Source organism: Bradyrhizobium sp. CCBAU 51627 (genome assembly GCF_028128765.1).
Lineage (GTDB): Bacteria > Pseudomonadota > Alphaproteobacteria > Rhizobiales > Xanthobacteraceae > Bradyrhizobium.
In genome coordinates this window covers 100,914-118,694 of record NZ_LBJG01000087.1, presented here as the reverse complement: position 1 = coordinate 118,694, position 17,781 = coordinate 100,914, and the positions used below count along the sequence as shown (strand labels likewise).

Genomic DNA, 17,781 nt, shown 5'->3' with positions numbered 1-17,781 from the left:
GGCACAATCCGGGGCGAAAAGTTGATCTCCCAGGGATGAAGCGGCCGGATCGGATGACGCGCCGCAATGTGCCGGACGAAGTCGGCGAGCGGAGTTAGAGCATGGAGCTGACCGATCTGGAGCGGGATTTTCTGAGGAAGCTCCTCGGCGAATCCTGGGTCAGCCCGCCGACGTTCGACCATGAAATCGTGGCGCGGCTCGTGGAGCTTGGTCTCGTGGAAACCGAACCGCTTCCATCCGGAGATATCGAGTATCGCATCACCGGGGCCGGACGGGCGGCGGCTACCGCGTGAACCACAGATCGGCGAGCCGCGGGCAGATCGGAGGAACGATAGCCTTGCCGCCCTATTGAACTGCAGGGACCGTCGCCCGCCGTTGAACTACGGCGCCTGTCGCGGATAGCCAAAGGTCTCACGACCCGCTATTCAGAACTAGCGCTCGCGAGGATAGCCAAAGGCGGCGGCCTCTCGGACTTCCGTGTTCTCGAAGCCACGGGCATAGGCACCCGCGCAGCCCGCGCGAGGTCCACCCGCACCCTCCTTATCTGCCCCTCAGCGAGAGGCTGATCCGCGTTACGATGTCGTCCCAGTCGCGCTCTTCGTTCGCCGGGTAGTTGATCAGGACGCAGTGAATCAATCCACTTGAGAAGTTGCACCGGTCGTACCAGACCTTGTCGCCCTTATAACTGGACACCGCGAAAAACCGAGGCGTCGTTCGCTTGTACTGAATGCGCGCGGGCGGATGCTTCTTTGCGAGAAATGCAGCTGGTGAATCGTTCGAGACGTTGGGCGTGGCCTGTATCGTAAGGTCGGCTCGGCCGTCAGCAGTCCTAAATCGCTGTCCGTAGCCGTCCGGCCGGCCCGCCTCTTCGGTAAAGATCGAGGCCGGAAAATCGACCGAGGTACCTGTCTGCGGGATGGAGTAGGTGGTCCATCTCGCCGGTTGAGCCGAGACCATGGAGGTCGTGACGGCAAGTCCAAGAACGAGCGCCGACACCGTCGATTTCATCGCGTCTCTCCAACACTATGGAGGCCCGATCCGGAAATCACCTCTGGCCCGACGGCGCCTGGGCGTTCGAATTGTTCGGGTTCTGCTTGTTGGCCTCATGATGGCCGATAGCGCAGCCGGCCGCCGCGCCGAGCTTGCCATGACCGGCCATGTGGCCGGCGACGCCGCCGACGATGGCGCCCTTGATGCAACCCTTGGCGTCCGCGCCGGAGGCCGATGCCAGCGCCATTGCGGCCACGCATGCCGCCGTGCAGATCCACTTCATGAGCGTTCTCCGGGCTCGGTTTCAGCGAGATCAATTCCGTCCGGAGGCGGCCGTTCCCGGTGCGGGCACGTTCCTGACGGCAGCTCCGCGATTCACTCATCGGCAGCGAACTCGGTCTCGTCGGCGAGAGCGACCCGGCCGTCTCGTCGAGGAGCAAGTCGCGGGCTTCCGAGTTTTCCCTCTGCTGGAGCGAAATCGTCCATGCCTAGGAGAGGTCATGCGCGCGGTCAGGGAGAGCAAACGGTCCAAGAGGTCGCGCTTCCTCCGCGACGCGATGGTCGACGTGCAGATTGCCAGCCGCGGTATTCGCAGCAGGCGGGTCCTGCTGGCGATGCGCGAGGTCCCCCGCGAAATTTTCCTTGATCGGCGGTTCGCGGAAGCCGCGTACGAAGACATTGCCGTACCGATTCCGAAAGGGCAGACCATCTCTCAGCCCTTCATCGTCGCCAAGATGCTCGAGGCTGCCGCGATCGCCAAATCGGACCGGATTCTGGAGATCGGCGCGGGTTCGGGTTATCTGGCGGCGCTCGCCGCCAAGCTCGGGCATGAGGTTTGCGCGATCGAGCGTCACGAGGCTTTGGTGCAGCGCGCCCGATCGCGACTTCGGCATCTCGGCTGCCGCAACGTGGATCTGCGTCATGGCGACGGGACCGCAGGTTGGCCGGATGGCGGCGAGTTCGACGTGATCCTGGGTCTCGGCCGCCGGCGCGCAGATGCCCGCCGTCCTCAAGGCTCAACTAGCTCCGTTGGGACGACTGCTCATCCCGCTCGGCGATCCTGACGGTGTGCAGTGGCTGACGAAGCTGACACGCGAGCCGGACGGTAGGTTCGTCGAGGAAAGGATAGAGGAGGTCCGCTTCGTTCCTCTGATCTCCGGCTGAAAGCCCGCGCCATCTCAATCGGCGCGAAAAGGCCGCCCGGGGGCGGCCAGTCTTTGATCTAAGCTTCTTCTGCTTACTTCTTGAGGGCGTCAGCGGCGTCCCGCGCCGCATCCTTCACGTCCCCCGCGGCGTTGTGGGCGGATCCCTTGGCCTTGTCGATCTTGCCTTCGGCTTCCAAGTCCTTGTCGCCAGTGAGCTTGCCGGCACCTTCTTTGATGGCGCCTTTTGCCTTGTCGGCGGCGCCCTTCACATGTTCGCGGTCCATGATCGTATCCTTCGCTGTCTGGAAGACAGCACAACGAAAGCGTTGCGCAGGGGTTCCTCGCAGAACAAAGCACGGTGTTTTCAACGAACACTCTGAACGGGGGCCCTTGGCCGAGCGAGCTGGGGCGTTCGCAATGTCGGCTATTGGCGGCAGGACCGGACGCGCGGCCATGCATGCCCCAATCGCCGCCCGCGCTGACGATCAGCCGCCGCTGCAACGACGAATGCAGACCGGATGCCCGCTATCGAATGCACAACGGCCGAAAAGCCCGTGAATCGCTTGTTTTTCAGGTACCTCATCACCGGCGCTGCGGATATTCTGCCGGTGAGCCAGCCGACCGGTTCTGGCAGCCTTTCCGAGCAGCGATGTTACAGGACACGACCGATCTGACTGCCATGGCCGAAGCTTTGAGCCGGTCGCCCGACTACCGGGTCCTGCGGCGCCTGGTCGCCCGACCGATCTACGTCCCGACTGCAGGGCAGGAGGTCAGGACCGGCGTCCTGCTCGACACCGAGACGACCGGCCTCGACGGCGCGAAAGACGAGATCATCGAGCTCGGGATGGTCAAGTTCGACTACACGCCGGACGGACGGATCGTCGGCGTCCGTGACACGTTCTCGGCCTTCAATGAGCCCAGCGTGCCGATTTCCGCGGAGGTCACTGCACTCACCGGAATCACCGACGAGATGGTGGCGGGGCACCGGCTCGACGATGCGGCCGTGACGGACTTCGTCGGCGACTCAGTCGTCACGATCGCTCATAACAGTGGTTTCGACCGGAGGTTCGTCGAGCGCTACTGGCCGGTGTTCGAGCACAAGGCCTGGGCCTGCAGCGCGACCGAGATCGACTGGCGCGCTCACGGCTTCGCAGGCGCGCAGCTTGGCTATCTGCTGAACGGCGCAGGCTTCTTCCACCAGGCGCACCGTGCGGTCGACGATTGCCACGCCCTGCTCGAGGTCCTCGCCTTCGAATTGCCGACGACGGGCGCGCCGGCGCTCGCGCTACTGCTGGAGACCGCCCGCAAGCCGACGTTGCGGGTCTGGGCGGAGCAGACCGCATTCGAACTCAAGGACTCATTGAAGCGCAGGGGCTACCGGTGGAACGACGGCAGCGACGGGCGTCCCAAGTCCTGGTTCATAGACGTCGACGAGGCCGCTCTCGCCGACGAGATCGCGTTCCTACGGACCCAGATCTACATGCAGGACGTCGAGCCAACCGTGCAGAGGCTGACCGCATTCACACGGTTCTCCGGCCGGGTCTGATGGAGGGCGGCGAAGACGGCCTGCGCCGGCGTCGCGCCGAACGCTTCGACAATGTGGCAGCTGCGCCGCCATGGCCGATGTCACCGTCCAGGCGGCGGCGAACGCGAACGACAGCAGTACCATCGTCCGATCGATCGCGATATGCGTTTTGACCGTGGGCCCTACCGTGATCGCTGCCTGCTGCGGCCTCCGGCTGTTCCTGTGGCCGATGGCGACCGGCACAGTCTTGGCGCGCCCGCTGTCGTCGGCAAAAACGGCCCGCTGGCCGCCCTTCCGGAACAAGGCGCTCACCGGCACGGCAGGGCGTCCGGAGCGCTCCAGATCCAGATGTAAGCCTCAACGAGTGCTCGCTTGGCCCTCATACATGAAGGTCATAGGCTTCAGACCGTTCATGTATCCGGTCCGCATCTCTTCCGCGTAAAAGCCATTCCTGCTCAGGAGGTCGGCAATGTCGCGATTGAGGTGGCAACCACCCGAGATGCGCTTCCACGCCGGCGTCAGGCGATCCTGCCACCATTGCACGCGCGGTTCGGGCGCGCGCCCGTGTTCGACGAAGACAAGCTTGCCGCCCGGTTTCAGAACCCGTCGCGCCTCCGTCATGGCGCGATCGACATTCGGGATGCTGCACATTGTCCAGGTCGTCACGACCGTATCGATGCTGCGGCCTTCGATCGGAATCGCCTCGGCCGAACCTTCCACAAACTCGATTGGAGTCTCCGGATGTGGAGCGTGTCGCGCCATCTCGAGAAGCTTCGTAGCCGGCTCAAGCCCCACGACCTGCTTCACGGCAGGTCCGTAGAACGGCAAGTTGCGACCGGACCCGATGCCGATCTCGAGCACGCGGCCCTGTGCGGCACGGATCGCCCGCTCCCGATAGGGAAGAAGATCCTTGTTGCGCATCGCAAGGTCGCAAAGTCTGGGAAGGATGACGTCGTTGTAGAAGCCCATCCGGTCTGTCCTAGCATTGCGGCGCGATCGACTTGCTGATCTCCTCGGGCGCGGCGAAGATCACGTCCGCCCGGTCGCCCATCATTCCAGCAGGTAGCAATGCCGGCGCACCGCCCTGCGGTCCATCTTGGCTGGAATCCGTCTTCAGGCGGAGATTGCGCTCCCAGAAGTGACGTGTCTTGCCGTCGGCCGTGGTCACGCGATAGGTGTCCCGGCAGTGGCTGATGCCGGTGACGTGCTGGGAGGGATCCAGATCCTTCAGATTAGGGGCCCGGCCGCCACTCATCATCCCTCCCATCATGCCGCCCATCCCGTTCATGCGGTTTTCGGCCGTCCGCTCCGGCGCGGCCCCAGGTGTGGTGGCCTCCTTGAGGAATGCCAACAGATCCGCGCGAGCGCGTGAATCCTTGATGCCCTCGAACGGCATCTCGTTATCCGGCACCATGCGCGCAGGATCGGTCAACCAGGCATCGAGCGACCGGTCGTCCCAGATAATTCCGGAAGCCTTGAGAGCGTCGGAGTAGCGGTCGAAACTCGGCAGGCCTCCGGCATTCCTTCCCCAGACGTTCGCAAGACTTGGCCCCGTCATGTTGCGGTCGGGCTCGAGCGAGTGACAGGCCGCGCAGACGCGAAAATCCCGCTTGCCCCGCGCAACTCTGTCCTGCTGCGCGCCGGCCGGCGAGGAGACGAAGAAGGCGACTAATGCCACGAAGAGAAGGCGATCCATCTTCAATCTCCCCGCTTTGAGAAGAACAGGTACTTGACCAGCGCGGCGGCCCCCAGCGCGAGCACGATCACGACCAGCACTGCGATCAGCCCCATGCCGCCCATCATTCCCGACATCATGTCCTGCATCATTGGATCACCTCATTTGGCAGGCTCCGAGATTAGCAATTTCGTGACGATCGCTTTCGACCTCGCCGATGGTAGCGGTTTGCCCGCAGGAGGCAGACGGAAGCCTTTGACCAGGCCGAAGATCGCGGGGATCACGATCAGCGTGAGCAGGGTCGACGAGATCATGCCGCCGATCATCGGCACCGCGATCCGCTGCATGATCTCGGAGCCGGTACCGGTGCTCCACATGATCGGCAGCAGCCCCGCCATGATGGCGACCACCGTCATCATCTTGGGTCGGACGCGCTCGACCGCGCCCTCCATGATGGCCTCGCGGAGGTCGATCCGGCTCAGCGTCCAACCCTCGGCGGCGCGGCGCTCCCTGAGCTCCGCGAGCGCTTGGTTGAGGTAGATCAGCATCACGACGCCGGTCTCGGCGGCGACGCCGGCGAGTGCGATGAACCCGACGGCGACCGCGACCGAGAGATTGAATCCGAGCCACCACATCAGCCAAAGCCCGCCGACCAGCGCGAACGGCAGCGACAGCATGACGATCATCGTGTCCGTCACCGACCTGAAATTTAGGTACAACAGCAGGAAGATGATGAGCAGCGTCGCCGGCACGACGATCTTCAGACGGGCAAGGGCCCGCTCGAGATATTCGTACTGACCGCTCCAAACCACGTAGTAGCCCGGCGGAAACTGGATGCTGGCCTGGACCGCGCGCTGCGCCTCCGCGACGTAGCCGCCGAGATCGCGGTCGCGGATGTCCACGTAGATGTAGGTCGCAAGCTGCGCGTTTTCCGTCCGGATCGACGTCGGGCCTCTCGCGAGTTGGACGGTCGCGACTTCCGCGAGCGGGACGGCGCCGCCGGCCGGCATCGGAACGAGGACGTCGCTTGCGATCTTCTTCGGATCGTCCCGGAGGTCACGGGGGTAGCGCATGTTGACCGTGAAGCGCTGCCGGCCCTCGACGGTGGTGGTGACCGCCTGGCCGCCGAGCGCGGTCGCGATGGTGTCCTGGACGTCCTGGACCATGATTCCATAGCGCGCCAGCGCCGACCGGTCGGGCGTGATCTCCAGATAGTAGCCGCCGATGCTGCGCTCCGCGTAGGCGGACGAGGTCCCGGGTACCACCCGCAGCACTTGCTCGATCTGCTTCGCGAGCTTGTCGATCTCGACGAGATCGGTGCCGATCACCTTGACGCCGACGGGGGTCCGGATGCCGGTCGAGAGCATGTCGATGCGCGCCTTGATAGGCATCGTCCATGCGTTCGACACGCCGGGAAACTGTAGCGCCTTGTCCATTTCGGCGATCAGCCCGTCGATCGTGAGGCCTGGCCGCCACTGCTCCTTCGGCTTGAGATTGACCACCGTCTCGAACATCTCGGTTGGCGCCGGATCAGTCGACGTGGAGGCGCGGCCGGCCTTGCCGTAGACGGACTCCACTTCCGGAAACGACTTGATGATGCGATCCTGGGTCTGCATCAGTTCGGCCGCCTTGGTGACCGAGATGCCGGGCAGCGTCGTCGGCATGTAGAGCAGCGTGCCCTCGTTGAGGTTCGGCATGAATTCGGTGCCGAGCTGGCGGGCGGGCCAGATCGTGACGGCGAGCACCCCGATCGCGAGCAGGATGACGAGGGTTTTTGCGCGCAAGACACCCTTGATGACCGGGCGGTAGATCCATATCAGGAACCGGTTGATCGGATTCTTGTGCTCCGGAACGATCCGCCCGCGGACGAAGATCACCATTAAGGCCGGCACCAGGGTCACCGAGAGCAGCGCGGCCGCTGCCATCGCGAAGGTCTTGGTGAAGGCGAGCGGGCTGAACAGCCTCCCCTCCTGCGATTCCAGCGTGAAGATCGGCATGAAGGAGACGGTGATGATCAGCAGGCTGAAGAACAGCGCCGGCCCGACCTCGGAGGCGGCATCGATCAGGATCGCGATCCGCGACCTGCCGGGCCTGGCGCGTTCCAGGTGCTTGTGGGCGTTCTCGATCATGACGATGGCGGCGTCGACCATGGCGCCGATGGCGATCGCGATGCCGCCGAGGCTCATGATGTTGGAGCCGATCCCGAGCAGCTTCATCGCTCCGAACGCCATCAGCACGCCGACCGGGAGCATCAGGATGGCGACAAGCGCGCTCCGGACGTGCAGCAGGAAGACCACGCATACCAGCGCGACGACGAGACTTTCCTCGAGCAAGGTGTGCTTGAGCGTGTCGATGGCGGCGTAGATCAGGTTCGACCGGTCGTAGACTGGCACGATCTCGACCGATTTCCGCAGACTGGTCGCGATGTCCTTGAACCGCTTCTTGACGTTCTCGATGACGTCGAGCGCATTCATCCCGAAGCGCTGCAGCACGATCCCGCTGGCGACTTCCCCCTCGCCGTTGAGCTCGGTGATGCCGCGCCGCTCGTCCGGTCCCAGTTCGACCCTGGAGACGTCCCGCAGCAGCACCGGCGTGCCCTTGTCGGTCTTGAGGACGATGTTACCGAGATCGTCGATACTCTTCAGGTAGCCCTTTCCGCGGATGACGTATTCGAACTCCGACAGCTCGACGGTGCGCCCGCCGACGTCGGCGTTGCTGGCGCGGATGGCGTCCCGGATCTTTTGCATGGTGATGCCGAGATCGCGCATCCGCTGAGCGTCGAGGACGACGTTGTACTGCTTGACGAAGCCGCCAACGCTCGCGACCTCCGCGACGCCCTCGGCCTTGGCCAGCGCGAATTTGAGATTCCAGTCCTGGATCGTGCGTGTGTCCGCGAGATTCAGTTCCTTGGATATTACCGCGTACTGGTAGACCCAGCCGACGCCGGTCGCGTCCGGACCGATGGTCGGCGTCACCCCCGCCGGCAACCGTGAGGTCGCGGCGTTGAGGAATTCGAGGACGCGCGAGCGGGCCCAGTAGATGTCGGTGCCGTCCTCGAAGATCACGTAGACGAAGGAGACCCCGAAGAAGGAGAAGCCGCGCACGACCTTGGATCTCGGCACCGTCAGCATGGCGGTCGCGAGCGAATAGGTGACCTGGTCCTCTATCACCTGTGGCGCCTGCCCTGAATACTCCGTGTAGACGATGACCTGCGTGTCGGAGAGGTCGGGGATGGCGTCGAGCGGCAGATGGACGAGCGCGTAGATTCCGGCCGCAGCGGCAAAGCCGGTGCCGAACAGCACCAGCAGCAGGTTGCGCGCCGACCAGGCGATGAGGCGGGCGATCATGGGCGCGCTCCCGTCGGGCCCGCCGCCTGGGCGGGTTGCGTACCCTCGAACGCGGTAAACCCCTTCAGCGCGGCCTTCAGGTTGCTCTCGGCGTCGATCAGGAAGTTGGCCGAGGTGACGACGGCCTCGCCCTCCGACACGCCGTGGGTCACCTCGACGAAGCCGCCGCCGCGACGGCTGAGCTTCACTTCACGCGGCTCGAACCGGCCCTCTCCCCTGTCGACCAGGACGACCTGGCGGCTTCCGCTGTCGAGCACGGCGCTCTCCGCCACCGCCAGCACCGGTCCCGCCGTGCCGGCCTCGATCTCGGCATCGACGTACATCTCGGGCCGCAGCACCTCGTCGGGATTGGGCACCTCGATCCGGATCCGCGCGGTGCGCGTCGCGGCGTTGAGATGGGGATAGATCAGCGCCACCGTGCCGGCGAAGCTCTGGCCGGCGAGCGCCCGCGGCCGGATCGTCACCTTGGTGCCGACGGCGACCTGCGGCAGATCGCGCTCCGCCACGTCGATGAGCACCCAGACCAGGCGGTGGTCGGCGATCCTGAACAGCACGTCACCGGGCCCCGCGCGCATCCCGGGCACGACGTTGCGCTCGAGGATCTCGCCGTCCTGCGGAGCAAGCCATGGAATCGAGAGCGAGATCTCTTTGGTGCGTTCGAGCTCCTTGATGGCCGGCTCCGGCGTGGCGAGATTCTCCAGCCGCCGCCGCGCGCCCTTCAGTTCCTTGCCGGTGGCGCCGGCGTTGATCGCGGAGAGATATTCGGCGGCGGCGCTCGACAGCGCCGGGCTGTACACGTTCAGCAACGGTTGCCCCTTGTGAACGTGATCTCCGGTCGTGACGTTGGCCACGCTCTCGACGAATCCCTCGAAGCGCAGCGCGACCACCGAGACGCGTCTCTCGTCCTCCTGAACGGTCCCTGGCGCGCGGATCAGGGTCGTGACGGGCCGCCGCACGACCGGCTCGGACCTGGCTCCTGTGCGCTGGATCTTGCCCAGCGAGAGCTTCACGGAGCCGTCGTCGGTGTCCTCGCCTTCGTAGACGGCGATGTAGTCCATCCCCATGGAATCCTTCTTCGGCACCGGCGAGGTGTCCGGCAGGCCCATCGGGTTGCGGTAGTATTTGATCTTCCGCTCTGCCTTCGCGTCCGCCGCCTTGCTCTGCGCCGGCGCCTCCTCAGGTTCGTCGAAGCTGACATCGGCACCCGCCGGCACGGCGCGCCAAGCGCGCCCATCCGACGTCTTCTTGGGCTCAAGCGAATAGAACGGCTTCCCGTCCGGATCCTGGTAGTAGATCGTCGCGCCGCCTTCGGCCGCTGCGGCGACCGACGTCACTGCGCCGGCGAACGGATTCGCCCGCGGGATCGCGCCCGCGTAAAGGGCGGCGCCGGCCGCTGCGCACATCGCAGCGGCCGCGCCTATGGTGATGGCGCGCCTCATTGCTTCGCCGTGACGACGAGCTTGTTTTCGACCGTGCCGGTCTCGCCCTGCACCTTGGCGCCTAGGGACAATTGCCAGCGGCCCGCCATGCTGAAGTTGGCCTTGAACCGGTACGTCCCCGGCTCCGTCCCCGGCATCGAGGTCACCTTCGTGACCATCTCCTGCATGCCGTCCGGCGCCATGTCGAGCCGGGACGCGAATATGACCGCGTCCGGTACGGGTTTGCCGGTCTTCCTGTTCACCAGCCGCACCGTCACGACCTTCTCGGGGCCCGTCTGAACCGTCGGCTCGACGAGTTGGAATTCGTAGTCCTTGATGTCGGCGAAGGCGAACTTCGGCGCTGCCGTGAGCGAAAGGCCGACCAGCGCGGCGGCCAGCCCGCGCGCAGCAGTGGAGATCTTCATGATGTCTGTTCCTCGAAACGTCTGTTGAACCGCCGAAGCGGCATGCGCAATGCGCGCGCTGGACGCGCGCCAGCGTCCCGGCGCCGCAGCGCCGGTCAGACGATCGATCGAGGGGGCTGGTCTGGAGGGGGGCGGGTCAGGCCGTCGGCAATCATGTCATCGAGCGGCCGCAGCAGCTCACGTATGGGTTGCCTGATGCTTCCCGTTGCCGCCGACGGTCCGGTCTGGAGTACCTTCAACATGCAGATCGCGATGAGCGGGCAGTCCTGGCACTGCTTGTTGTTCTGCTTGTCCGGGCAGCACGACATGTCATCCGGCATGTCTTGCGCGTCTGCCATCTGCATCGCGCCCATCGAATGTCCCGCCGCCGCCGGTGTCACCAGCGGCGCGACCGTCAGTCCCGCGGTCACAAGAACCGCGAGCAGGAACCTGAAGAAGCGGCGAACATTCATGTGGTCACAGTCTCACAGGGGCGGAACGCTGGAAAGTGCCCCGGTTCACAAATGCGCGAGCCGGACGCTGTGGTAGTTACCTTCTCAAACGGTCAGCCGATGGCTTCCTTGCCGACGAAACGCATGTACGTCGTCCGACCTGCCGGTCCAAACTGAACCACCGCGTACGGCTGCGGGTGTCCACCTTCCATCCCGGGCGATCCTACGGGCATGCCGGGTACGGCAAGCCCCAGAGCCTTCGGGCGCTCCGCCAGCAACCGCCGCACCGCCGACGCAGGGACGTGTCCCTCAAGGATGTAGCCGTCCACCTCTGCCGTGTGGCACGCGGCCAGATCGGCCGGGACGCCCAGGCGGCTCCGGACGTTCGAGAGGTCGGAAGCATCCTCCACCTGGACCGTGAATCCTGCGTCGCGCAGGTGTTGTACCCAGCCCGAGCAGCAGCCGCAGTTGGGATCCTTGTGGACCTTGATCATGGGTTCAGCGGCAACGGCGGGGCGGGTCGCTGCTCCAAGCGTCGCGGCCGCGATCAGGGCCAGAAAGGACCGTCGCGCAAGGCGGTCCTTCTCGGCGCTTCGTTTTTGGTCGGTCATCAGACGCCTCTCCGTGATGAAGAAGGTAGAGGGATTGCGGAGCTTATCCGCGATCCCTCGATGGGCCAATCAGCGAACGTCGGCCACGAAAACTAGCGGGATTTGGGTCCGCCCTGATACCGCCATGCGGGTCCGCCGACCGTCGGAGCGGTCGCGGGCTGATACCCCGCCGTTCCGCGATCATAGGCGAACGCCGAGTATGGATCGCGTTGCGCGACAAACGGTCTGGCTTGCGCGGTCTGCTTGGCCTCGTTTGGCCAATAGGTTCTGTCGGAAATCGTCGAGGCCGCCTGGGCACTGGCGGACAACGCCGCCAGAAGCGTGAGTGCGAGAAGGCTTTTCGTCAACATGGTCCCGGCTCCATCATTTTGCTGAAGCGCATGCGTTGCGCTTCTAATGAGGAGTTCGGAGCCGATCGTCCGGCGGTTACACGCTCACGCCGACGTGAGACGTCAGTTACCAGCGGAGCAGCCGCGGTCCCAGGATTGCGCCCGCGAGCGTGCACAGCACGATCGTGCCGCCATACCAGAGCGCGACAAAGGGCAGCGAGTCGTCGGTGCAGTGAAGCGCATAGCCGATCGCACTCACGCCACCCGCGACAAGCCCGCTGAACGCGCCTGTGCGCACCAGGTTGGTCGGAGCCGCCTGCCGCACTGCCCAAATGACGACCGCAAAGGGAACGATGGCAATGACCGGAATGGAAATGAGGCATTCAAGCCAATCTTTGCCCATCACCATCTCGTCCCAGTGCGAGCTCGGTGCTTGTCCAAGGCGGATGCCGGCGAGCAGCAGAATCGCCGCGAAGGGTAGCGCGGCGAATCCGGCAGAGACCCTTCGCTCTCCTCCGGGACGGGCAAGCCGCGTCAAATAGAGGGACGCTGCGCCTACCGTTCCGATCGCGAAGGCGAGCTTCAGGAACAGAAAAATCGCGGCGCGAGGCGTCGTCAGGTCGCTACGGACGCCCAGCGCGATGAGCGTGATCCCTATCGCAACGACAACTCCGACCGCCAGCGCGATGCCAACGCTTCGATCGACCACCCGCCGATTGACCGGTTCTACGTTCGTGCTGAGTGCGGCGATCAGTTCGTCTGTCTTCATGTTTGCGCTCTCTGGGCGATCAACGTCGCCAAGGCTCTCAATCCACGATGAATATTGACCTTCACGCTCGATTCAGAGATGCGGCACCGCCGTGCGGCTTCCGCTACGCTGAGGCCCTCGACCTTCACGGCCTCGATCGCGCATCCCATCTTCTCGGGCAGCAGCTTCAGCAGACGCCGGAGGTCAAGGCTGCTCTCCACGCTGAGGTGATCGTCGCGCGCGGTGACTTCGCTGGCTTCCTCGATCGGCACATCGGCCATAAACGCCCGGTTCCGGCGGAGGAAATCGATCAGCTTGTAGCGCGCAATCGCGTGTAGCCACGGCGTCAACGGCTCCCCCGGATCGAATGTGTGTCGCTGGGCGTGAATGGCCAAGACGGCCTCCTGAACCAAATCCTCAGCCTCCGTTGCGCCTCGACCGATCTGCGCGAGCTTGCCTTTGTAGTAGGCGCGCAAATGCCGGCTCAGCCGCTCAAGCAGCATGCGATGCGCGGCCGCGTCACCCTCCTGACTGGCGAGCATAAGCCCCTTCAGCTCCGTTTCCGCGGTCATGCTCGCCATCTACACCTAAGTTCGATCGCGCAATCGTTTCGGTTACAGATCAGTCGAAAAATCTTACTGCGCAGGAATTACGCGGGGCAGCCTCAATCTTCACCCGGTATGAGGCATACGCTGGCGGGATGGCATCCTTGCGCTGGCTTCGGGCACGAGCCTTCGATTCCAGGCGAGTGCCGAGCGACCCTTTGCATCATCTCGCCTCCTTCGTTTCCAATCCCGCCGGGATCCGCCCCCCCTTTCGCGGGAACCGTCCTTTGGGGCCGCTTGGTCATAGAAACCATTTCCTACACCTCGGATGGAGAAGCGGGGCGGAGCGTTCCCAGAGATGGAGATTTCCATGCACGCGCAGCTAATGATCAGCACGCATCTGCAAGTGCGCGGACAAACCGACGACGCGCTCATCCGTTGCATCGAGGAATGCTACTCCTGCGCCCAGACTTGTACGTCCTGCGCGGACGCATGCCTCGCCGAGGACAACGTCAAATCGCTGACTCAGTGCATCCGGCTCAATCTCGATTGTGCAGACATCTGCAACATCACAGGTAGGATCGCGACCCGAAGGACCGGCTCGGACGAGGAGATGATCCGCCGGATGCTGGACGCTTGCGCGGCGGCTTGCCGGCTGTGCGCCGAGGAGTGCAACAAGTACGCCGGATGCATGAACACTGTCGGGTCTGCGCCGAGGCTTGCCAGCGATGCATGACCGCTTGCGAAGAGGCCGGACGGGGCATGGCGCACTGACGGCCTTGCTGATCGGCGAGCCCGCGCTGACACGGCAATCCTTGAAAACATCCAGGCCGGAGGTGGTGATGTTCTTGCCGAGGTCTCCCGCTGCGACGGTGTAGCCAACTTCACCGAGTATGTTTCAAAGCCTTTTCGCTCTCGATGGAGCCGAGCAGGAAAGCCGGAGGCCGGCAGTTTCGGGAGTAAGGATCGGCTAACGAATCCTTCCCGAAACGCCTCGAAATGGGTCGAGTTTGACGGCCGAATCGGCCGATGAAGTGGTACACAGCGGTGGTCACAAATTGGCGCCGGCCCTTTCGGGAATCCTTGTTTTACGGCGGATTTCGCGCAATCGCGGCGTAGAGGAAGAGAGTCCCACTATCTCAACCACCGTCTGGTATCGGAGCCCCTACAACGGACGCGTGTTCTTCCACCCGCTGGGTGGCCGTGGCCGAAGCATGGCTGCACCAATTGAGGCGAGCCGCAGCGAACAACCCGGCCGTCGACCGACCGCCAGGCGCCGCAGGATCCGGCCTGGCGCAAACAGGGCTGGAGCGCTTTGCTCTCGCCGCGAGTAGCTCCGGCATCGAACGCTCCGGCATTCGGGGTGACTGCGCGACAGGCTTCGTAGACCTGGTGCTGCCGCGCCGCACGACGATTGACCGCCACCCCCGATTCTGCTGCAGGTCGCTCCTGCCCGATCTCCACGAAGCGACGTTCCTAGCTTCCGACCATTCTTCCACCGATCAGCGCTAGGCAATATCTGGAAGCCGCGCTCGAACGCGGCGACCTCGACGCCGCCCTCGATCTGATGGTGCTTGCACTGTTGCGCGCCTGAGTTCGTCGAGACCACGACTGACGCCCCACACCGCAACTTACAGAGAATCCGGCGAGATGGTCCAAACCGCCGTATGCTTGATCTCGGCGTCTTCTAGGTCGCGGGTCACCGGTACGCGATAGTCGGCGAGTCGGACGAGTTTTGCCTTCGGAAGGAAAGAGCGCCCGGGGTCACCGATCAAGATGGTCGCGCCGGCGCGCGCGTGATTTGCCAGAAATGCGAAGGTACGCGCCGCGGTGTCCCGCTCATGGAAAATGTCGCCCGCGAGGATGGTCTGCCATCGGTCATTTGGTTGAGTGTCCAGCACGTCCTTGCCGCACGACGTGAGGTGGACCTGATTGACCTCCGCATTGAGTTCGGCCGCCGCGATCGCGAAGGCGTCGATGTCGGACGCGGTCACCCCGACCGCGCCGGCCTTCATCGCCGCGATGCCGACGAGTCCGGAGCCAGAAGCGATGTCGAGCACGCGCCGGTCTCGCACGGTATCGGGATGATCGAGCACGTAGCGCGCCAGCGCTTGGCCGCCGGCCCAGGCAAAGGCCCAGAAGGGTGGGGGAAGGCCGGCCTCGTTAAGCTCGTTCTCGGTCTGCTGCCAGAGCGGCAACGATTCATCGGCGAGGAAGACCGCGATTTCCGGCACCAGCGGCACCGACCGCAGCCGGGTGTTGGCGCGGATGAAGGATTGCGGGTCGGCAATGGTCGTGGCTGTCAAGGCGGGCCGTCGCTGTCTCGGTCCCCTGATGACTAGCACGAAACCGTCTCGCACCGCGAAGGCGGACGCAGAGCGGCTGCAAATTCCACTTGGAAAGATCGCGAATGGGACGGCTCGGGCCCCAGCAAACTGACGGGCGTCCAAAAATGAGCTTGGGGGCGCCTTGGGATCCGCTCCTACGATCCTCGATCGCCCCGAGATCACCCGAGATTTACGGCCGAATCGGCCCGTCAGGTGGTACACAGCGGTGGTCACAAATCGCGGCCGGGCTTTCCTGGGATCCTTGTTTTTCGGCGGATTTCCGCGCATCCGTGAGTCCCACTTTCTCCGTCGTCTTCCGTAACGGCAACTATTCGCTTTGAACCATGATCCGGACGGCAGCGCGCGGAATGTTATACGGCTCCGGGTTCCAACGCCGACGAGTGCGCTCAGTCCTCAAGTGGGTTTGAGTGTATCGGTCAATGATGATTCCACAGATCAGACCCGCTCGTTTACGCGGCGATCAGCCTCGGCAATGGCTGCATCGACATCTTTGATCCGAAACCGGATGCTTGGTGTCATATGGATCCTGATCGGGTCGCCGGTGAGCGTGTAACCTCCTCCCGGGAAGCCCTCGTAGGTCTTCCCGTAGACTCCGAGCCCGTGACCAGCCTCCTGAATCTTTACCGACGTGTCCCAGCACGAATAGGTGCGCGGCTTACCCATCCATTCCTTCTCTTCGCGCATCGAAAATCAAAGACCACATCTCGCGAGTGCATCGAGCCCGCCCGAGCGACCTACTCCACCGGCGACCGTTCCGCCTGCGCCTTACGATCCGCGTAGCTGGTCCAGCAATTTCCGTCAGGTCCCCGAAACGCAACGCTGTTCCGCAGGTTCTCTATGGATGTCACAGCATCGGCTAGATAGCCGGTCTCTGAATCGTGACCGACTAGCACGCATCGCGAGGCGAACGTCAGATCATCCTTTCGCCAGGACCAAGGCGTTGCCGGGCCGGTCGCGGACGACACAACGTGGTCGTTCCCCGGAACCCGCATGTACGAATCGACTTGGCCACCCAATACGCCCACCAGCGCAAGCCTGTTTGCTGCGATCACCACTTCATCGATTTGACCCTGCTCCGGATCGATCACGATCGCTCGCACGGTGGCGGGCGGCTTGGGAAGCACATCTACGGTTGTCCAACGGACCATCGTGACCACCTCGGCAAGGCGAACGTGTACCGGACCGCGCTCCCCGGGTCCGCTGCGCCGGCCGACGATCAGAGCAGGTCCCGGGATCGGCCGAGATCCTCCAACTGTAAACGCCTCCTCGCACTCTTCGATTCCTGCAAACAAGACGTCGCCCTTCGGAAATTTCATGGCCGCCCGCGGCTTCGCGCCGAAATAGTGGGTCAGCCGCGCATTCTTGCTGATGTCGATTCTGGCGACCGACTTCATCTGGGGATCGATCAAGATCGCTTTGATCCTGTTGAAGACTGATCGCTCCCGCAATTCCTCACGCTCGATCATAGCTTGCTCCTTCCTTTGCCGGGCACTTTGCCCGCGAGCAGATCCGGCTTCGGGACCGCCGGGTTTATCTGGTCGGCGGCGACACATCAGCATGGCCGGATCAAAAGTGGCGGGCAAATCGCAGTGGGAAGCTAAGCTCTCAAGATGCGTCATTCAGGAATTTGTCCCCAGGGAAAATTGCCTATGCTTCAAGGAAGGGGCCTGCTTCGAGCTCGCGTCACCGCCCATATAACGCACTACTTCGTTCTGAATGCCGCCCTCTCGCCATTTGCAGCAACTTGCGAACGGCGCATCGAACGGCACAGTTTCGGGCGAGCGCACCACCGGCGGCTACGACCTATTCGATTTCGTGCCGACGGATTATCCGGATTTCACGCTGCCCGGAGACTATGAAGGGACCAGCGGGGGAGCGGTGTGGAGGATCTATCTCAAGCTCGAGGGGGACAGCCGGAAAACTGCAGCCGTCCGGCTATGGGGCATGCCATTTTACCAGACGAAGAAGGGCCGCGGTGGGCATGCGCTGACTTGCCACGGAATGGGTGGGGTCTATGGCTCGCTCCTAAACGCTATCCTGGCGCAGTGGCCTGAGGAGGCCGCCAGCTGACGCGCTGTCGATGCAGCGCACCCGCGGCGCCTTAAGATTGTCCGATGATCACAGCTAACTGGCCCGCTCTTGTGGCTCGATAGCTGCGACCAGAAAGGACTATTTTGTCTAGTAAGAACTTTATTGTCTAAATCGCACTTTGTTGTCCGATTACACCGGGGGTCGTCGCATGGA

22 protein-coding genes and 2 pseudogenes are annotated in these 17,781 nt (G+C 63.8%); 6 read left to right on the top strand and 18 right to left on the bottom strand.

Translation table 11 applies throughout. The features are described 5' to 3' along the window. Positions 1-101: 101 nt before the first annotated feature. Complete coding sequence (locus tag XH88_RS32005) at positions 102-293, top strand: hypothetical protein (protein ID WP_271672201.1); 192 nt, start codon at positions 102-104, stop codon at positions 291-293. Between the two features lie 247 nt (positions 294-540). On the opposite strand, the gene XH88_RS32000 is transcribed toward XH88_RS32005, so the two are convergent. Both XH88_RS32000 and XH88_RS31995 read right to left on the bottom strand, forming a co-directional pair. Beyond that, positions 541-1,008, bottom strand: a complete 468-nt coding sequence (locus tag XH88_RS32000) for a hypothetical protein (protein WP_028153401.1) — start codon at positions 1,006-1,008, stop codon at positions 541-543. A 37-nt stretch (positions 1,009-1,045) separates the two neighbouring features. Continuing rightward, entirely contained in the window at positions 1,046-1,273 is a 228-nt protein-coding gene (locus tag XH88_RS31995; RefSeq protein ID WP_271672200.1) for a hypothetical protein, read from the bottom strand. A 217-nt stretch (positions 1,274-1,490) separates the two neighbouring features. On the opposite strand from XH88_RS31995, the gene XH88_RS31990 reads away from it, so the two are divergent. Both XH88_RS31990 and XH88_RS39320 read left to right on the top strand, forming a co-directional pair. Then, positions 1,491-2,054 carry a protein-L-isoaspartate O-methyltransferase family protein gene (locus tag XH88_RS31990; RefSeq protein ID WP_271672199.1) on the top strand — a complete coding sequence of 188 codons (564 nt, stop codon included), beginning with the start codon at positions 1,491-1,493 and terminating at the stop codon, positions 2,052-2,054. Beyond that, positions 1,987-2,154: a hypothetical protein gene (locus XH88_RS39320; RefSeq protein ID WP_442868499.1), complete on the top strand. Its 168-nt coding sequence runs from the start codon at positions 1,987-1,989 to the stop codon at positions 2,152-2,154. The genes XH88_RS31990 and XH88_RS39320 overlap by 68 nt, the downstream gene beginning before the upstream one ends. 73 nt (positions 2,155-2,227) lie before the next feature. Here XH88_RS39320 and XH88_RS31985 read toward each other — a convergent pair whose 3' ends face one another. Continuing rightward, positions 2,228-2,419, bottom strand: coding sequence for a CsbD family protein (locus tag XH88_RS31985; RefSeq protein ID WP_235544635.1), 192 nt, complete (start codon positions 2,417-2,419; stop codon positions 2,228-2,230). A gap of 365 nt (positions 2,420-2,784) precedes the next feature. Between XH88_RS31985 and XH88_RS31980 the strand changes: the two genes are divergently transcribed. Beyond that, positions 2,785-3,681, top strand: coding sequence for a 3'-5' exonuclease (locus XH88_RS31980; RefSeq protein WP_271672198.1), 897 nt, complete (start codon positions 2,785-2,787; stop codon positions 3,679-3,681). Between the two features lie 2 nt (positions 3,682-3,683). On the opposite strand, the pseudogene XH88_RS31975 reads toward XH88_RS31980, so the two are convergent. The 12 genes and pseudogenes from XH88_RS31975 to XH88_RS31920 form a co-directional block, all read right to left on the bottom strand. After that, positions 3,684-3,843: pseudogene (locus tag XH88_RS31975) on the bottom strand (MFS transporter); the annotation flags it as partial. Between the two features lie 174 nt (positions 3,844-4,017). Continuing rightward, complete coding sequence (locus XH88_RS31970; RefSeq protein WP_271672197.1) at positions 4,018-4,629, bottom strand: class I SAM-dependent methyltransferase; 612 nt, start codon at positions 4,627-4,629, stop codon at positions 4,018-4,020. A gap of 10 nt (positions 4,630-4,639) precedes the next feature. Then, positions 4,640-5,356: a c-type cytochrome gene (locus tag XH88_RS31965; protein ID WP_271672196.1), complete on the bottom strand. Its 717-nt coding sequence runs from the start codon at positions 5,354-5,356 to the stop codon at positions 4,640-4,642. Positions 5,357-5,358: 2 nt separating this feature from the next. Next, entirely contained in the window at positions 5,359-5,487 is a 129-nt protein-coding gene (locus XH88_RS31960; protein WP_271672195.1) for a hypothetical protein, read from the bottom strand. A gap of 9 nt (positions 5,488-5,496) precedes the next feature. Then, a complete protein-coding gene (locus XH88_RS31955; RefSeq protein WP_271672194.1) occupies positions 5,497-8,682 on the bottom strand; it encodes an efflux RND transporter permease subunit in 3,186 nt (1,061 codons plus the stop codon). Beyond that, positions 8,679-10,121, bottom strand: coding sequence for an efflux RND transporter periplasmic adaptor subunit (locus XH88_RS31950; RefSeq protein ID WP_271672193.1), 1,443 nt, complete (start codon positions 10,119-10,121; stop codon positions 8,679-8,681). The genes XH88_RS31955 and XH88_RS31950 overlap by 4 nt, the downstream gene beginning before the upstream one ends. Beyond that, entirely contained in the window at positions 10,118-10,525 is a 408-nt protein-coding gene (locus XH88_RS31945; RefSeq protein ID WP_271672192.1) for a FixH family protein, read from the bottom strand. Before XH88_RS31945 ends, XH88_RS31950 begins: the two co-directional genes overlap by 4 nt. Positions 10,526-10,620: 95 nt before the next feature. After that, positions 10,621-10,977 carry a hypothetical protein gene (locus XH88_RS31940; protein ID WP_271672191.1) on the bottom strand — a complete coding sequence of 119 codons (357 nt, stop codon included), beginning with the start codon at positions 10,975-10,977 and terminating at the stop codon, positions 10,621-10,623. Positions 10,978-11,069: 92 nt separating this feature from the next. Further along, on the bottom strand, positions 11,070-11,567 hold the full coding sequence (locus XH88_RS31935; protein WP_271672190.1) for a DUF411 domain-containing protein: 498 nt from the start codon (positions 11,565-11,567) through the stop codon (positions 11,070-11,072). A 92-nt stretch (positions 11,568-11,659) separates the two neighbouring features. Continuing rightward, positions 11,660-11,917, bottom strand: coding sequence for a hypothetical protein (locus XH88_RS31930; protein WP_271672189.1), 258 nt, complete (start codon positions 11,915-11,917; stop codon positions 11,660-11,662). Positions 11,918-12,023: 106 nt separating this feature from the next. Continuing rightward, positions 12,024-12,665 (bottom strand): DUF1109 domain-containing protein, encoded by a 642-nt coding sequence (locus XH88_RS31925; RefSeq protein ID WP_271672188.1) that lies wholly within the window; start codon positions 12,663-12,665, stop codon positions 12,024-12,026. After that, entirely contained in the window at positions 12,662-13,216 is a 555-nt protein-coding gene (locus tag XH88_RS31920; protein ID WP_271672187.1) for a sigma-70 family RNA polymerase sigma factor, read from the bottom strand. Before XH88_RS31920 ends, XH88_RS31925 begins: the two co-directional genes overlap by 4 nt. Positions 13,217-13,547: 331 nt before the next feature. On the opposite strand from XH88_RS31920, the pseudogene XH88_RS31915 reads away from it, so the two are divergent. After that, positions 13,548-13,963: pseudogene (locus XH88_RS31915) on the top strand (four-helix bundle copper-binding protein). Between the two features lie 857 nt (positions 13,964-14,820). Here XH88_RS31915 and XH88_RS31910 read toward each other — a convergent pair. The 3 genes from XH88_RS31910 to XH88_RS31900 all read right to left on the bottom strand — a co-directional run bounded on the left by XH88_RS31910 (position 14,821) and on the right by XH88_RS31900 (position 17,003). After that, the gene (locus XH88_RS31910) at positions 14,821-15,495 is read right to left on the bottom strand and encodes a class I SAM-dependent methyltransferase (protein ID WP_271672186.1); all 675 of its coding nucleotides are present in this window, start codon (positions 15,493-15,495) and stop codon (positions 14,821-14,823) included. A 477-nt stretch (positions 15,496-15,972) separates the two neighbouring features. Continuing rightward, positions 15,973-16,221, bottom strand: a complete 249-nt coding sequence (locus XH88_RS31905; protein WP_271672185.1) for a hypothetical protein — start codon at positions 16,219-16,221, stop codon at positions 15,973-15,975. 50 nt (positions 16,222-16,271) lie between these two features. Beyond that, positions 16,272-17,003 carry a hypothetical protein gene (locus XH88_RS31900; RefSeq protein WP_271672184.1) on the bottom strand — a complete coding sequence of 244 codons (732 nt, stop codon included), beginning with the start codon at positions 17,001-17,003 and terminating at the stop codon, positions 16,272-16,274. 250 nt (positions 17,004-17,253) lie between these two features. Between XH88_RS31900 and XH88_RS31895 the strand changes: the two genes are divergently transcribed. Continuing rightward, positions 17,254-17,607 (top strand): hypothetical protein, encoded by a 354-nt coding sequence (locus tag XH88_RS31895; RefSeq protein ID WP_271672183.1) that lies wholly within the window; start codon positions 17,254-17,256, stop codon positions 17,605-17,607. Positions 17,608-17,781: the final 174 nt, after the last annotated feature.

Excerpts from the sequence above, each read along its gene's own strand:
- XH88_RS31905 (WP_271672185.1), bottom strand. The coding sequence starts at position 16,221 with ATGCGCGAAGAGAAGGAATGGATGGGTAAGCCGCGCACCTATTCGTGC.
- XH88_RS31895 (WP_271672183.1), top strand. The coding sequence starts at position 17,254 with ATGCCGCCCTCTCGCCATTTGCAGCAACTTGCGAACGGCGCATCGAAC.
- XH88_RS31900 (WP_271672184.1), bottom strand. The coding sequence starts at position 17,003 with ATGATCGAGCGTGAGGAATTGCGGGAGCGATCAGTCTTCAACAGGATC.
- XH88_RS31950 (WP_271672193.1), bottom strand. The coding sequence starts at position 10,121 with ATGAGGCGCGCCATCACCATAGGCGCGGCCGCTGCGATGTGCGCAGCG.
- XH88_RS31990 (WP_271672199.1), top strand. The coding sequence starts at position 1,491 with ATGCGCGCGGTCAGGGAGAGCAAACGGTCCAAGAGGTCGCGCTTCCTC.
- XH88_RS31980 (WP_271672198.1), top strand. The coding sequence starts at position 2,785 with ATGTTACAGGACACGACCGATCTGACTGCCATGGCCGAAGCTTTGAGC.
- XH88_RS31920 (WP_271672187.1), bottom strand. The coding sequence starts at position 13,216 with ATGACCGCGGAAACGGAGCTGAAGGGGCTTATGCTCGCCAGTCAGGAG.
- XH88_RS31970 (WP_271672197.1), bottom strand. The coding sequence starts at position 4,629 with ATGGGCTTCTACAACGACGTCATCCTTCCCAGACTTTGCGACCTTGCG.
- XH88_RS31935 (WP_271672190.1), bottom strand. The coding sequence starts at position 11,567 with ATGACCGACCAAAAACGAAGCGCCGAGAAGGACCGCCTTGCGCGACGG.
- XH88_RS32005 (WP_271672201.1), top strand. The coding sequence starts at position 102 with ATGGAGCTGACCGATCTGGAGCGGGATTTTCTGAGGAAGCTCCTCGGC.
- XH88_RS31985 (WP_235544635.1), bottom strand. The coding sequence starts at position 2,419 with ATGGACCGCGAACATGTGAAGGGCGCCGCCGACAAGGCAAAAGGCGCC.
- XH88_RS31940 (WP_271672191.1), bottom strand. The coding sequence starts at position 10,977 with ATGAATGTTCGCCGCTTCTTCAGGTTCCTGCTCGCGGTTCTTGTGACC.
- XH88_RS31955 (WP_271672194.1), bottom strand. The coding sequence starts at position 8,682 with ATGATCGCCCGCCTCATCGCCTGGTCGGCGCGCAACCTGCTGCTGGTG.
- XH88_RS31995 (WP_271672200.1), bottom strand. The coding sequence starts at position 1,273 with ATGAAGTGGATCTGCACGGCGGCATGCGTGGCCGCAATGGCGCTGGCA.
- XH88_RS31945 (WP_271672192.1), bottom strand. The coding sequence starts at position 10,525 with ATGAAGATCTCCACTGCTGCGCGCGGGCTGGCCGCCGCGCTGGTCGGC.
- XH88_RS31965 (WP_271672196.1), bottom strand. The coding sequence starts at position 5,356 with ATGGATCGCCTTCTCTTCGTGGCATTAGTCGCCTTCTTCGTCTCCTCG.
- XH88_RS39320 (WP_442868499.1), top strand. The coding sequence starts at position 1,987 with ATGCCCGCCGTCCTCAAGGCTCAACTAGCTCCGTTGGGACGACTGCTC.
- XH88_RS31960 (WP_271672195.1), bottom strand. The coding sequence starts at position 5,487 with ATGATGCAGGACATGATGTCGGGAATGATGGGCGGCATGGGGCTGATC.
- XH88_RS31930 (WP_271672189.1), bottom strand. The coding sequence starts at position 11,917 with ATGTTGACGAAAAGCCTTCTCGCACTCACGCTTCTGGCGGCGTTGTCC.
- XH88_RS32000 (WP_028153401.1), bottom strand. The coding sequence starts at position 1,008 with ATGAAATCGACGGTGTCGGCGCTCGTTCTTGGACTTGCCGTCACGACC.
- XH88_RS31925 (WP_271672188.1), bottom strand. The coding sequence starts at position 12,665 with ATGAAGACAGACGAACTGATCGCCGCACTCAGCACGAACGTAGAACCG.